The sequence below is a fragment of the Clostridium fungisolvens genome (assembly GCF_014193895.1).
Lineage (GTDB): Bacteria > Bacillota > Clostridia > Clostridiales > Clostridiaceae > Clostridium_AR > Clostridium_AR fungisolvens.
Map to the genome: position 1 here is coordinate 558,745 of NZ_BLZR01000001.1, position 15,251 is coordinate 573,995.

Annotated in this window: 12 protein-coding genes and 1 other RNA gene; 10 read left to right on the forward strand and 3 right to left on the reverse strand. The window is 32.6% G+C overall.

The genetic code is table 11. The annotated features are described in order from the left end of the window. Positions 1-416 precede the first annotated feature (416 nt). The 4 genes from rnr (at position 417) to smpB (ending at position 5,134) form a co-directional block, all read left to right on the forward strand. Positions 417-2,693, forward strand: coding sequence for a ribonuclease R (gene rnr / locus bsdtw1_RS02150; protein WP_183275961.1), 2,277 nt, complete (start codon positions 417-419; stop codon positions 2,691-2,693). Positions 2,694-2,825: 132 nt separating this feature from the next. Next, positions 2,826-3,377, forward strand: a complete 552-nt coding sequence (locus bsdtw1_RS02155) for a nitroreductase family protein (RefSeq protein ID WP_183275962.1) — start codon at positions 2,826-2,828, stop codon at positions 3,375-3,377. 414 nt (positions 3,378-3,791) lie between these two features. Beyond that, entirely contained in the window at positions 3,792-4,583 is a 792-nt protein-coding gene (locus tag bsdtw1_RS02160; RefSeq protein WP_183275963.1) for a formate/nitrite transporter family protein, read from the forward strand. 80 nt (positions 4,584-4,663) lie between these two features. Then, positions 4,664-5,134 (forward strand): SsrA-binding protein SmpB, encoded by a 471-nt coding sequence (gene smpB / locus bsdtw1_RS02165; protein WP_183275964.1) that lies wholly within the window; start codon positions 4,664-4,666, stop codon positions 5,132-5,134. Between the two features lie 30 nt (positions 5,135-5,164). On the opposite strand, the gene bsdtw1_RS02170 is transcribed toward smpB, so the two are convergent. Then, on the reverse strand, positions 5,165-6,175 hold the full coding sequence (locus bsdtw1_RS02170; protein ID WP_183275965.1) for a tetratricopeptide repeat protein: 1,011 nt from the start codon (positions 6,173-6,175) through the stop codon (positions 5,165-5,167). A 778-nt stretch (positions 6,176-6,953) separates the two neighbouring features. Here bsdtw1_RS02170 and ssrA point away from each other — a divergent pair. After that, positions 6,954-7,281: a transfer-messenger RNA gene (gene ssrA, locus bsdtw1_RS02175) on the forward strand. A gap of 326 nt (positions 7,282-7,607) precedes the next feature. On the opposite strand, the gene bsdtw1_RS02180 is transcribed toward ssrA, so the two are convergent. Then, complete coding sequence (locus tag bsdtw1_RS02180; RefSeq protein ID WP_183279712.1) at positions 7,608-8,018, reverse strand: LAGLIDADG family homing endonuclease; 411 nt, start codon at positions 8,016-8,018, stop codon at positions 7,608-7,610. Positions 8,019-8,425: 407 nt separating this feature from the next. Further along, positions 8,426-8,908, reverse strand: coding sequence for a hypothetical protein (locus bsdtw1_RS02185; RefSeq protein WP_183275966.1), 483 nt, complete (start codon positions 8,906-8,908; stop codon positions 8,426-8,428). A 498-nt stretch (positions 8,909-9,406) separates the two neighbouring features. On the opposite strand from bsdtw1_RS02185, the gene bsdtw1_RS02190 reads away from it, so the two are divergent. The 5 genes from bsdtw1_RS02190 (at position 9,407) to bsdtw1_RS02210 (ending at position 15,210) form a co-directional block, all read left to right on the forward strand. Beyond that, a complete protein-coding gene (locus bsdtw1_RS02190; protein ID WP_183275967.1) occupies positions 9,407-11,335 on the forward strand; it encodes a BglG family transcription antiterminator in 1,929 nt (642 codons plus the stop codon). 248 nt (positions 11,336-11,583) lie between these two features. Continuing rightward, positions 11,584-11,892 (forward strand): PTS sugar transporter subunit IIB, encoded by a 309-nt coding sequence (locus bsdtw1_RS02195; RefSeq protein ID WP_183275968.1) that lies wholly within the window; start codon positions 11,584-11,586, stop codon positions 11,890-11,892. Positions 11,893-11,913: 21 nt separating this feature from the next. Next, positions 11,914-13,230: a PTS cellobiose transporter subunit IIC gene (gene celB / locus bsdtw1_RS02200; protein ID WP_183275969.1), complete on the forward strand. Its 1,317-nt coding sequence runs from the start codon at positions 11,914-11,916 to the stop codon at positions 13,228-13,230. Positions 13,231-13,296: 66 nt separating this feature from the next. Continuing rightward, on the forward strand, positions 13,297-13,617 hold the full coding sequence (locus tag bsdtw1_RS02205; protein WP_183275970.1) for a PTS sugar transporter subunit IIA: 321 nt from the start codon (positions 13,297-13,299) through the stop codon (positions 13,615-13,617). A 99-nt stretch (positions 13,618-13,716) separates the two neighbouring features. Further along, on the forward strand, positions 13,717-15,210 hold the full coding sequence (locus bsdtw1_RS02210; protein ID WP_183275971.1) for a family 1 glycosylhydrolase: 1,494 nt from the start codon (positions 13,717-13,719) through the stop codon (positions 15,208-15,210). Positions 15,211-15,251 lie beyond the last annotated feature (41 nt).

Consider the following 15,251-nt stretch of genomic DNA (forward strand, 5'->3'; position numbering starts at 1 on the left):
CTTCGTTCGGACAATACAGTTTATTAACGCTATTGCATCTTCGAAAATCATTTTTCTAAGAGCTTATTCGTATAGCATCTCCATAATGACAAATTAATTTTTATAATAATATTAAATATAAAATATCTTTAATATTATTATAGAATTAAATTATTATTTATCATTATAATTGTGTTAATTTATCTTTATTTGCTTTAATTAGTATATCCAATTATAATAGAGGTAAATCATAGATTTTTCATAAAATATGCTAATTTTATACTTATCTCAATTAATATAAATAGAATGATAGCAATAAACATTTCTTAATAACTATATTTTAGTTATGATTTCAAAAGCTTAATTTTAAAGTATTAAAGATATTGAATAGGGAAAAATAGATAATAAAAAATAATATAAAAATGGAGGCTGATGCTATGGGAATAAAGCAAACACTTCTTACTTTCATGAAAGAACCTGCTTATAGACCAATGGATATTCAAGATTTGGCAACAATTTTTGATATAAATAGAGATGAATATAAGGCTTTTAAAAGAGCAATTAAGACTATGGAGAAAGAAGGTCTTATAGTAAGGACTGCTCATGACAGATTTGGACTACCTGAAAGAATGGGACTTGTAGCAGGTAAAATACAAGTACATCAAAGAGGCTTTGGGTTTGTTATACCTGATGAAGAAGGTTTAAAGGATGTATTTATACCAAGTTCATCAATGAATGGTGCAATGAATGGCGATAAGGTAGTAGCAAAGATATTAAAAGAAGACGATAAAGGCAAAAAATGTGAAGGTGAAATTGTTCAAATAACTGAAAGAGTAAACAAAAAGATAATTGGAGTATATGAAGACTCAAGAAACTTCGGATTTGTTGTGCCAGAAGATAAAAGAGTACAATTTGATATATTCATACCTAAAAATGATAGGAACAATGCTAAAACTGGAGATTTAGTACAGGTTGAAATCGTAAAATGGCCTGATCAAAGAAGAAATCCAGAAGGTGCTGTAGTTGAAGTTTTAGGTAAAAAGGGAGATAAGGGATTAGACATATTAACAATAATTAAAAAATATGGACTTCCTGAAGAATTCCCAGATAAGGTAATAGAGTATGCTGAGAATATAGAGGAAGAAATACCAGCAGAAGAATATAAGAGAAGAAGAGATTTACGTAACGTAAGAATGGTAACAATTGATGGTGAAGATGCTAAAGACTTAGATGATGCAGTTAATATAGAAAGACTGCCAGGTGGAAATTATAGATTAGGAGTTCATATAGCAGACGTAACTCATTATGTTAGAGAAAAAAATCCTTTAGATAAAGAAGCGCTTAAAAGAGCTACATCAGTATATCTTATAGATAGAGTTATACCTATGCTTCCTAAAAAGTTATCAAATGGAATTTGTTCACTTAATCCTAAAGTAGACAGACTAGCTTTGAGTTGTATTATGACCATAGATAAGTCAGGTAATGTTGTAGATCATGAGATAGTTGAAAGTGTTATAAAAACCTCAGAAAGAATGACTTATACAGATGTTTCAGCAATACTAAAAGACGGAAATGAAGATCTTATAAAGAGATATGATTATCTTTATGATGATTTCAAAGCTATGGAAGAACTATGTTTGATATTAAATAAGAGAAGATTAAAAAGAGGTGCCATAGATTTTGATTTCGAAGAATCTAAAATAATTTTAGATGAATTAGGAAAGCCAATAGAGATTAAACCTTATGAAAGAGAAATAGCAAATAGAATCATAGAAGAGTTCATGCTTGTATGTAATGAAACTGTAGCTGAATACATGTATTGGACAAAAACTCCATTTGTATATAGAATACATGAAGAGCCGGATCAAGAAAAGCTAGAAAGATTTAAGAATTTTATATATAACTTAGGCTATACAGTTAGATGGGGTCAAGACATACACCCATCCAATCTTCAAGATGTACTTGAGATGATCAAAGGAAAGAATGAAGAAACTGTAGTTAGTACTCTTCTTCTAAGAAGCATGATGCAAGCTAGGTATGCACCTGAATGTGTGGGACACTTTGGATTAGCAGCAAAATACTATTGTCATTTTACTTCACCAATAAGAAGATACCCTGACCTTCAAATACACAGAATAATAAAAGAACATCTTCACGGAAAGATCGATGAGAAGAGATCGGAAAGATTAGTGAAGATAGTTGATACTGCTTCAAAGCAATCTTCTGATATGGAAAGATTGGCTCAAGATGCAGAAAGAGAAGTTGATGATTTAAAGAAAGCTGAGTATATGTCTTATAGAATAGGTCAAGAGTTTGTAGGTGTAATATCATCTGTAACAAACTTCGGTATGTTTGTAGAGCTTCCAAACACAATAGAAGGTCTAGTACGTATTGCTGACTTAGACGATGACTACTACGTATATGATGAAGACCATCTAATGCTAATTGGAGAAAGAACAAAGAAGATCTACAGATTAGGAGACAGTGTTTCGGTAAGATGTTCAAGAGTTGATATAGATAACAGAGAAGTATACTTTGATGTAATACCAACAGAAAGCGAAATTGAAATGGATCTTCCTGTACCAGATGTAAAAGGAATGCTAAATGATTTTGATGATGAAGATGAAGACGGTGAAATCTTCGAGGAGTTTGAAGAAGGTTATTGGGAAGGTGATGAGAAATCCCATGATACCCAAAATCTAATCAAAATATAAGCAATTACTTAGCATTAACTACTTATAATTAGATAATAATAAAGTTGTAAAGAACCCTTCATAAAGATCTATTTTTAATATTTTGAGTGAAGTGGTTCTTTAACTTTTATCTAAGTCTAGGAGGTTATTGCGATGGGATTTTATGAAGTTATTGGAGAAAGACAAAGTATAAAGAAATACAATTCTCAAGGTCCGATAGATAAGGAAAAACTCAATAGAATGGTAACAGCAGCTATGATGTCACCATCCTGGAAAAATAAAACTAGTTACAAGATTATATTAATAGATGACAAAAAAATAAAGGATACCATAGCTGATACAGTATTAAACGATGATGGTCAAGTATCAAAAGGTATAAAAGATGCACCATTACTTGCTGTATTTTTAGCTTCACCAGACAAATCTGGGGAGATAGACGGTAAAGAATATTATTTGGTAGATGGAGCTATAGCAATGGAACATTTTATATTAGCGGCAACTGCAGAGGGGTATTCAACTTGTTGGGTAGGTGCAGCTAATGAAGCTGAAGTAATAAATGCTATAGGAGCGCCAAATAATTACAAGCTTGTTGGTATGACACCAGTAGGACATAGTGATGAGCAAAAAGATCATAATCCTAAGAAGGATTTTAATGACTATGTTTTCTTAAATAACTGGAATACACCATTTGTTAATAAGTTTTAGAGATATAATTTAAAATAGAAAGCAGTATGAATTTTATTATTCATACTGCTTTTTTGCTGTATAAAAAAATATAAAATTTTTAATTTAATTAAACCTAGATATTTCAATGACTTTAGAAGTTTTTTGTGGCTATACAGTAAAAAAATAAAACTTATTCGCTTGTCAGATTTTTCTCATAAGACGATACTGCTGACGCATCTGATACATTTTGAAAGAAATAAGTGGAATAAATCTATTGAAAATGATAATAATTATCAGTATAATATTTTTAAATATATAAAGATAGTTGGTATTTAAAAGTAATAAATTATATATTTTTGAAGAGGGATAGCTTAATAATTGCATTTAAATTCTAAATGTTATCCATCCTTATGAAAGCTATTTTTAAATCAGGAGTGAAAGAGGTGATGCATAATGTATAAGAATGAAATAAAGGAAGTTGCCCACTCATCAGAAGTTAAGAGTGATTATATTAATAATAGTGTTTTTAGATATTTCTTATTGGCTTTTATGGCAGGTTTTTTCGTTATAGTAGGTATAGCTCTTTCATACTCAGCTGCAGGTATAGTGAATGTTGATGGAAAGCTTTATGGAAAGATGGCTGTAGGTCTTACCTTTTCAATAGCTTTAGGTCTTATATATTTTGCTGGCGGAGAGCTTTTTACTGGTAATTGTTTTGTTTTAACTGTAGGACTATTAGAGAAGGCTGTTACTATAAAGAATACTATAAAATTATTAGTAGTATGTTATCTTGGAAATTTGGCGGGTTCTATAGTGTCTGCATACATATATGTAAAAAGTGGGGCTCCCATAGGGCTGGCTGATACATATCTTTTAAAGGTCGCAGAATCTAAGACTCATTACCCAGCAGATCAATTGTTTTTAAGAGCTATATTATGTAACTTCATAGTTTGTTTAGCAGTTTGGCTATGTTATAGATTACAAGATGAAACAGCAAAACTGATAATGCTTTTTTGGTGTATATTTGCTTTTGCTACAGCTGGGTTTGAACATTCAGTAGCAAATATGGCATTATTTTCAGCAGCACTTATGCTACCACATAATGAGGCTTTAACATTAGGTGCTGTAGTACATAATTTAAGTTGGGTCACTCTAGGCAATATTATTGGAGGGTCACTTTTCTTAGCAGTACCATATTGGTATGTTAGTCAAGATAAGATCAGTGAAGATGTGAAAGTAAAATAAATAGACTGCTATGAACTTGTTATTAAATGGGTAATATATTATAATATAGAGGCAATATATTACCATTAGGATGTGATTATATGGCTAGAAAGAATGATAATAAAACTTTAGCTGAAAATAGAAAAGCCAGACATGACTACTTCGTTGAAGAAGCTATGGAAGCTGGAATAGAACTAGTAGGTACAGAAGTTAAATCAATAAGGGCAGGAAAGGCTAATCTTAAAGATTGCTATGCAGATATATATAATGGAGAAGTTTATATAAAAAACATGCATGTGAGCCCTTATGAACAAGGAAATATTTTTAATGTTGATCCACTTAGAGAAAGAAGATTACTTTTGCATAAAGAAGAAATAACAAGACTTACAGGACTTATACAACAGGAAGGACTAACTCTAGTGCCTTTAGCTCTTTATTTAAAAGGAAGTAAGGTAAAGGTTAATCTAGCTGTTTGTAAGGGTAAGAAAAATTATGATAAGAGAGATTCTATGCTTGAAAAGGCTCACAAGAGAGATATTGAAAGACAAATGAAGGAACGATCAAGATATTAAAAAATCATGCTCACTAAAGAGCATGATTTTTTAATCATCTGCACTTGTTACTTGCAATTCAGATATTATATCAGTTTTTCTATTTCCTACAATATCTTTAAATCTAGAATAAATTTTTAGATTATTCAGAAAATTATCCTCGAAAGCAATTAGTTTCAAATACTTTTCACCTTCCACAGCTTTTTCTAAACACTGAAAAGCTTCATCTATGTGTCTAAAGAGTGAAAAAATCCTACACTTATAATAATAGGCGATATAGCAATCCTTATCTAAATCTATAGCTTTATCAAGTGAGGTTAAGGCCCTAAATAAGTCACCTTCATAGAAAAGTATATTTCCAAGTTCGTAGTAGGCCCAGGGGAGAGTAGAGTCTACAGATATTATGGATTCATACATTTTTGCAGCTGAACTGAAATCTCTGTTCTCAAAATATAAATCACCAAGCATCTTAAAGGTGTTTATACTTTTCTTATTTATCTTAGTATATTTTAAGAGGTACTTTTCGCATTCAGTATAATCTTTTCTTATATATAGGCATATACCTTTTCCATAAAGTGCAGCGGGTAATTCTTTATTTATACCTAAGGCGGTATCAAAATTTTCTAAGGCTTTGTCTAAATCACCGAGGAGATAATAACAGTTACCTTTGTTTGCGTAAGGAGCAGCAAACTTATCATTTAGTTCGATACATTTATCAGCGTATTCTAAAGATTTATCAAAATCCTCAGCTTCAAAATAAGCATAGCTTATATTGTTATAAAGCATACTGCTTTCAATTTTAGAATCCAAAGCTTCCTTGCAAGCCTGTAGCATTTTTTCTATATCTTTAGTTTCTACTAATATCTCTATCAAGAGGGAATAGTAAAAATCTTCACCTAAGAGCGCTCTCTTAGCGTCAAGTAAAGAAATAGTTTTATCATACCGCTTCTTTCTATATAAACTTAATGCTTTTTTCTTCGTCCTTGTTTTTTCATTGTTTACGGAATAATAAAAAACTAGCGCAAATATAAATACAGTCGCTATTACAAATACCCACTTCATATAGATATACCTCCGTTGTTAATTCATACTTTAGTATATGATGAGAGGTTACAAAGTGGAGACTCCAAAAATAAGTGAAATCTCTCTCAAAGTCGCATGTTTACTATATATTTATATAATTTTATAATGTTTTAAAGATTTAATTATAACAATAAATATTGAAAAATTTTTATGAATAAGTGCTTTCGATAGTGCGTTTAAATTAAGTGGTCAGTCATCCGATGTTTTAATGAGCTTCGTAAAGAATTAATATGATTTTTTTCGATTTCATAGCTAAAACTGTATAACTCACTTCGTTCGGACAATACAGTTTTTTAACGCTACTACATCTCAACAAATCATTTAATTCTAATAACTCGCTCATATAGCATCTCCTGTCTAACCACTTAATTTCAACAATATTCTTAAACATAATATAAAATAGTGAAGATAAGACTATATTAAATGCGTTGAGATTTATGTATTCATATGTACGGCACTTAGATGAACTTCGCATAGAATTAATGTGATTTTCTCTGCAGTGGGAAAACTGAGAGGAGTATACTATTGTTATCACTAATTCCATATGAATCAGTGATAAACAATTTTGCCATCAATAACTCTGTTGATATAAATTCATTAATGCTGTAATATAATATTTGTGATGAGGAGTTAGTAAATACGACTCACCACTATAAACTTGACAGAGAAGTTTATAAGGTTTATAATTAAAATTCAGAAAATTAAATATTGAAAAAATTTAGCGTTTGCAAATTCATCACCCATAATATGGGGGCGCTTTGGCTTCGACGGGGGTAAGATGGGTTTGATAAGCGAGCCGGGGGAAGCATGGTCCCACGTGATCAACTATGCACTAAATGTAAACGCAGAAGATAATTTTGCATTAGCTGCCTAGTAGCAGCTCGTCAGCCTAAGCTTCCCGCAGCTTAGTGTCTGGCGCCGATAGCGGGGCCCCGAGCCTAGGAAAGCTTTGACCTAGGAACGGAATTTATGAAGCTACTAAAGCAAGAAGCCTGTCTGTAGGCGTCTTGTGGAGGGAATGTTAAAATATAGACTACGCTCGTAGAAAGTCAGGCTGGTCTGCTTTCGGACAGGGGTTCGATTCGTAAAAGAGTCGCCTCAAGAAGTGATTCTTGAGTGAAAACTTGGCTTTATCGGTGAAACCGTACCATGTGACGATGACGGCAATACCGAGAGGTATGTAAGGAAACTTAACAGCCTCGTATCGACTCATAGGCTCCTAAGCTTTTAAGTATGGAGTACTAGGATAGAAGTCACAAACTAAACTAAGGCTTCTATAATACGCCAAGCCTGATTAAGGTGATTTACCATAATCTGGAAGATATAGTCAGTGGTGTTAGTAATAACATATGCGCACGACCCCTCGCCTCCACCATATAAAACCCTAGACAGAAATGTCTAGGGTTTTTCCCTATTTAAGTGCAATAAACCTTTCGTAAAACTCTCTTTTCTTTTCTAAGAGTTCTTCAGAATACCTGCCATTTCTAGGCGTTAAGCTTTTGTATTCATTTAAAATCATTAAAGCTCTACGCTTTTTACTTTCAATAACAAGGTAAGGGGATATCATTTCTAGAAAGTTTATTGCATCATTGTATCTCAATGTATATGAAAAACAATCTTTATGTCTTTCAGTATCGTAATTTTTCTTTCGTCTAATTACTCCGGTATTTGTTTTGTCTTTAATCCATTGCAGAAGTTCTAAGGTTGTAGAAGCTATGGAAACACATGGAGCATGAAATTCATTGCTGTGAAACTTGGTTAGCATAATGCTACCTTCGCCATCAATTATTCCAGCAATATAAGCTTTTTCTTCATTTGTCAGCATAAGTACCTCCGAAAGTGGTATGTATTGGAGTTAGTATAATAATAGTATTATTTACATTTGCTTAAAATTTAATAGTATTTTGATTTTAGTACGTGATAGACATAAAATAATAACACTATTGATTTATACTTAAAACTACTTGACAATCTACATTTAATGCTATTTTTGAAATTATTAAAGGTACTAAAACTTTGACGCTTACATACAAAATAGACAATGTTCAGTATTAAATTATTATTTAATATTTGAAATCATTATGATTCATTCATCGTTTAAAATCGAGTTCTGCAATAAAATAAGTGCCTTATTTATGGCACTCATAAAATCAATAATTAATTCAAATTTTTTATTTTGAAAGATTAATAATGTTTTCCTAAGGGCTTAAAGAACCTATTTAGTAGAATCTATTTTTTTTGCAATTCTTTTACTGTTTCAGTTGAGTTTATAGCAACTAGATACTTATGAGGAAATATTATTTTTAGTGATATCCAGTTCTCATCACCTTCTCTAGGTGCTTTATGATTTACTACGGAATACGTACCATTCGAATCCTCTTTAACTATAACAACTAATGGGTTAGATCCTCCAGCGTTTGTATCAGATTCGAAGAATGTATACATATATACGTATTTAAGTCCAAATTTTTCATCAATTCCATAAATTTTATGAGCTTCATATTTTTCACTTGAGGATACATTAGACCAATTGAAATAATTATTTTTTATATAATCTGATAACACCGCATCTAAATCTTTTTTGTTCAAATTTTGTGAATATACAATATTATGCTTTGATGGTGCATAATATCGTAAAAAAGATAAGAATCCTATTGATGCTATTATAATTAGTAGGATGATAGTTAATGAGATTTTAAATTTTTTATTCATTATTACCTCCCAATATTTTATTTTAGGGCATAGATAATAGTGATTTTAGAAGTATATCAAAATGTGGAGTACCTAGGCCAGTAACGCAATCGTATCCATATTTTTTATAATATTCACTATTACCCCATTTAATTATAGCATTAAAATTAGTATGATCTTTGTGATTTTTTGCCATGGAAGTATTTAAGGACTTACTATTTTAATAGTAAGTCCTTGATGAATTGTAGCCTTTCTCATTGCCTTATCTAACATGATTATCTGTAAGATTATTAATTTCACTAATTGGAGAAAACATTCCTAAGAGATAAAAAAAATAATATATCAAAAATATTCACTATTAGACATAAGAATTGCTGTGTCAAAACCCTAAAATAAATGCTTTTTTTTCTATATACTTCAATAAAAGTCAAATTTTTTACTTGACAACGCTTTCAAGCAGTATAAAAATAAGGACGTAAATATCAATTAAGAAAAGAACATAGAAAAGGGGGCCGAAAAGTGGTTTCAAAACGCCAAAAAGACATCGTGTTGTCTTTAATGAAGTCAAAAGACCCTGTTACGTCTGAATGGATGGCAAAAGAACTTGGAGTAAGTGACAGAACCATTAGAACTGAGATCAAAGAACTTCAATCACAAAGTGCTTTGTTAGGAATTGTTATTGAATCGTTTCGTGGAAAAGGCTATTTATTAAAAGTAAAGGATTTTGCAACTTTTGAAAAAGAATTTACTCTTAATGAAAAAGACTCCATGGATGATACTCAATCAAATCTTTACGAACATCAAAATCGGGTTATATATATATTAAGGCGATTGTTATTAGGAAAGGACCTAGTAAAATTAGAAAGTCTTGAGGAATCCCTATTTATTTCTAAGCCTAAGTTGCAAAATGACTTAAAAATGGTCCGTGAAATATTGGAGAGTTATCATTTGAAGTTAGTTTCGACACCGCATTATGGTATGCATGTGGAGGGCGATGAATATATGAAGCGGATATGCCTTTCAAATTATATTTTAAGTCGAAATAACAACTTAAACATTGACAGTAAGTCCTTACAACTATTGGATAAAAATCTGTTTGAAAAAATTAGGGAAATCATCATAAAAAAGGTGAATAAATATGAATTTGAAATTTCGGACATTACACTTGAAAATTTGGCAACTCATATTGCCATTGGATGCAAAAGGATTGATGAAGGGTTTGTCATTGAAAATTTCGAACATGATGTAATTGGAAAATATCCATTTGAAAGTATAATAGCTAATGAAATTGTTAAGGAAGTTGAGGAGTTTACCGGTAAAATTTTTCCGGAAGCTGAAATTAATTATATTATCGTCCATTTGTTAGGTACAAAATTAATTCATAAGAATGTTTTAAATGAATCTAGCGAAAATGATAATTTACGCACCATCATTAATTGTATGCTGGAAAAATTGAAAACCAATTTTAATTGGGATTTTTATGGGGACTCTGAATTCATTCAAGCTATGATTATGCACATAGGACCCGCGATGAATCGATTACGCTATAGTATGAGTATTCGCAATCCATTATTAGATGACATTAAAAGGAAATATCCTAGTGCTTTTCAAGGTGCCGCCATTGCTAGCAGATGTATAGAGCACTACTTGGGGGTTGAAGTAGGAGAACACGAAATTGCTTATATTGCATTACATATAGGCGTGGCATTAGAAAGAATTAAGGCAATCCAAATAAAGACAAAACGAGTAATTGTGGTTTGCAATTCAGGTGTTGGAAGCGCAAAATTATTGTATTATCGTTTGAAAAATGAATTTAAAGATGAAATAGATATTGTGGCCACAACTAGTTACTATCAATTAAATGAATACGATCTATCCTCAATTGATTTTATTATTAGTACGATTCCATTAAAAGAAGATATAGGAGTTCCAGTGCAAGTTGTTCATACTTTTTTAGGAGGGGAAGATATTGTAAGTATTCAGGAGAAACTGAGGTCTGTAAAGGGCTCCGAGGAACGCAGATATCTAGATGAATCCAGAGTTTTTATTCATAAAAACTTTGATGACAAAGAAAGCGTAATCCGTTTTATGTGTGAAGAATTACGCAAACAAAAACTTGTTTCTAAGGATTATGTAAATTCTGTATTTGAAAGGGAAGAAATCGCTGCAACTAGCTTTGGAAATTTTGTTGCCATTCCTCATCCATTCGAACCAGAAACAGAGGAAACATTTTGGACTGTGTGCACATTAAAAAAGCCTATAGAATGGGCAGGTAAGAATATGGTTCAATTTATCTGTTTGTTAAACATTGGGAAAAATCCTAAGGAAGACTTGGAAGGGATGTATCGAAGGCTCATTGCTTTAGTTGAAAACAGAACAATGGTCCAAAAAGTTCTGAGGAGCGAATCAGCTGAAGATATAGTAAGGCTTGTAAATGGGTGTAAATAACGAAATGTAAGTTAAATTCAATAAACAAAGTATTAAAACTTAAAAGTGCAATATAAAACAGAAGTGATATTCATAGCAGGATACCTTTTTCCGTTATCAACGGAAAAATCCTTTCTGTAAAACAAATAAGTTTTAGAATAAACTATAAACAACAAGTAATCAAAGCAAGATGAAAAGGTTGTCAATTGATGCAGTTTAGATAGTTGGCTACTTATTTTATTAAAAAGCTTTTTATAGGAGGAGAAACAATGAATATTTTATTATGTTGTGCAGCTGGGATGAGTACAAGTTTGCTTGTGACCAAAATGGAAAAGGCCGCAGAAAAACAAGGTTTGGAAGGGAAAATTTGGGCTGCTCCGGCAACTCATATCAATGAACACATTGACAAGGCGGATGTCGTTCTTTTAGGACCACAAGTTCGATATCTACTTTCAAAAATAAAAGCATTAGGGGATGAAAAAGGTATTCCAGTAGATACTATTGACCCAACTCACTACGGGATGTGTAATGGTGAAGAAGTTCTAAAAACTGCTATAAAGTTAGTAAATAACAAATAAATTAAGAGGGGGAAGAAGAAAATGAGCAAATACAACGACTTTCTAGAACAAAAGGTAATGCCTGTTGCAGCAAGAGTCGGTGCGCAAAGACACTTATTGGCGCTCCGTGATGGTCTGATTGCCACTATGCCATTCATGATCATTGGGTCATTATTTCTAATCTTAGCCAATTTTCCAATTAATGGATATGCAGAATGGATGAGTTCTATTTTCGGCGCAGGCTGGAAAAATAGTTTAAACTATCCGGTAGATGCAACTTACAATATCATGTCGCTCATTGCTGCATTCGCTGTAGCTTACCGATTAGCTGAAAGCTATAAGGTTGATAAGTTGAGTGCCGGTACTATTTCAGTAGCTGCCTTCTTATTAACAACACCATTTAATTTCCTATTTAAGGCAGCCGGAGCTAAAGATGCTGTTATGGTAACCGGTGCACTTTCAAAAGCATTTTTAAGCAGTAAAGGTTTGTTTGTTGCATTACTTATTGCAATTATATCAACAGAAATTTATCGTTGGTTCGTCCAAAAAGAAATTATTATTAAAATGCCAGATGGTGTACCACCAACTGTTGGTAAATCATTTGCAGCTCTAATTCCAGGATTTGCTGTTATTCTTTTGGTTTGGGGAGTACGTTTACTCGTTGAAACCACTCATTATGGAACGATTAATGGCTTAGTTACCACAATTTTAGGTGATCCGTTAAAAATGGTGGGACTTACTCTTGGTGGATCCCTTGTTGCTGAATTTTTTGTAACATTACTATGGGGTGCTGGATTGCATGGTACAAACATTGTTAAAAGTGTTATGGAACCAATTTGGCTTAGTGCTTCCGGTGACAATGCTGCAGCATATCAAGCTGGACAACATCTACCACATGTTGCTACTATGCAATTCTGGGATAACTTTATCCACATCGGTGGAACGGGTGTAACATTTGGCTTAGTTCTTGCAATGTTAGTCTTTGCTAGATCAAAGCAAATGAAAAGTCTTAGTCGTTTATCAATAGCTCCTGCTATTTTTAACATAAACGAGCCAGTAATCTTTGGATTGCCAATAATGTTAAACCCGATAATGATTATTCCATTTATCATTACTTCACTTGTTGTCGTTATTGTAACTTTTATTGCAATGAATTTTGGATGGGTAGCGTTACCTACAGGTATTGCAGTCCCTTGGACAACACCACCAATTATCGCAGGCTATCTTGCATCCGGTGGACATATTTCGGGGGCAGTGATGAATGTAGTTGATATATTTATTTCATTCCTAATCTATACTCCTTTCTTCAGAATCTATGATAAGGCGAAGATGAGAGAAGAGGAAGGGCTGAATAACTAAGAAAGTGAGGCAGGTATATATTTGTCTATTGCCTGCCTCCTTAATACAATTGAGAGGACTTTAATTATGAATAAAGAAGAACTATATAATATTGCATTTCAATTAATCCTTCACGCTGGGAACGCAAGAAGCTCGGCAATGGAAGCAATCCAAAAAGCGAAAGAAGGCAATTTTGATGAAGTAGAAGCAAAATTGATAGAAGCAGATAATGCTTTAAATGAAGCACATCATTTTCAAACTAGCTTAATACAAAAGGAAGCAGGCGGAGAGGCATTTGATTTTTCTCTTATTATGGTTCATGCACAAGACCATTTTATGACTTCCATGGCACTTAAAGATATGGCTAGTGAAATCACTGATTTGTATAAACTTATCAAAAAGGCTTAATGCAGATCCATTTTTAGGATTGCCCAACTTATTTTGGGCAGTTTTTGTTTTTTATAAAATCAAAAAAAGTAATGTACTTTAGAAAGGAAATGAATTTCAATGAAAAAAGTTTTTCCAGAAAATTTTTTATGGGGTGGAGCTACGGCTGCAAATCAATATGAAGGTGGATATAATGAAGGCGGGCGAGGTCTTGCAACAAGCGACTTCATAACTAATGGAACTGCAGATCGTCCAAGGAAAATTACAATCCAGTTAAAAGACGGCACAAAAAAAGTGGTAAACCGTCGACCTACTGGTGATCCCAAAATTGACACTATACCAGAAGATGCAGCAGGCTATATCGATGAATCTGTTTATTATCCTAGTCATAAAGCTGTTGATTTTTATCATCATTTTAAAGAAGACATTGCTCTTTTTGGAGAGATGGGATTGAAATGTTTCCGCCTATCTCTTAGTTGGTCTCGTATTTTCCCAAATGGTGGAATTGAAGGGGAACAACCAAATGAAGAAGGGTTAAAGTTTTACGAAGATGTTTTTAATGAGTGCAAGAAATATAATATCGAACCATTAGTTACGCTATATCATTTTGAAACGCCTGCTTATTTGGCTGAACATTATAATGGTTGGGGTGGTCGTCAAACCATTGATTGTTTTTTAAGAATGTGCAAAGAGGTATTTACTAGGTATAAAGATTTAGTTAAATATTGGATTACTATTAACGAAATTAATGTACTAAATGGCTACGCCTTTATGGGGACCAGAGAAGCTACAGCTCAGATGCGTTATCAAGCAAAGCATCATATGTTTGTTGCCAGTGCGCTTGCTAATAAACTTTGTCACGAAATCATTGAAGATGCACAAATTGGTTGTATGGTTGCTTTAAGCTGCATTTACCCGAAAGATTGTAAACCAGAAAATATATTTGGAGCATTGGATTATCGAAGAGGAGCTTTGATTTACTCTGATATTATGATGAGGGGATATTATCCATCTTACGCAGACCGCTTTTTTGAAGAGATGGAAGTAACCATAAAAAAAGAACCTGGGGATGACGTAATAATAAAGAATTACCCCTCAGACTTTTTATCATTTAGTTATTACCGTAGCAGTGTATATCATACTGAAATCGTTCAGAATACAGACACTGGCGGGCAAATGGGGGATGTAAATCCTTTCCTTAAAAAAACGGAGTGGGGATGGGCTATTGACCCTGTTGGGTTAAGATACACTTTATCTGAACTTTATGATAGGTATCAGAAACCTCTATTTATTGTTGAAAACGGGATGGGAACTATTGATAAGCCTGATGAAAATGGATATGTGGCGGATGATTATCGTATACAATACTTCAAAGATCATATTGCAGAAATGAAAAAGGCAGTTACTTTAGACGGTGTTGACTTAATGGGTTATACACCATGGGGGTGCATTGATTTAGTTTCTGCAGGAACTGGAGAGATGAAAAAAAGATATGGTTTTGTATATGTAGAAATGGATGATGAAGGAAATGGAACCTTAAAAAGAAATAAGAAAAAATCATTTCATTGGTACAAGAAAGTAATAGCAACTAATGGAGAAGATCTTAGTTTCTAGAATTGATAGAATTGTGGAAAAACCTCACTTGGAATAGTTAC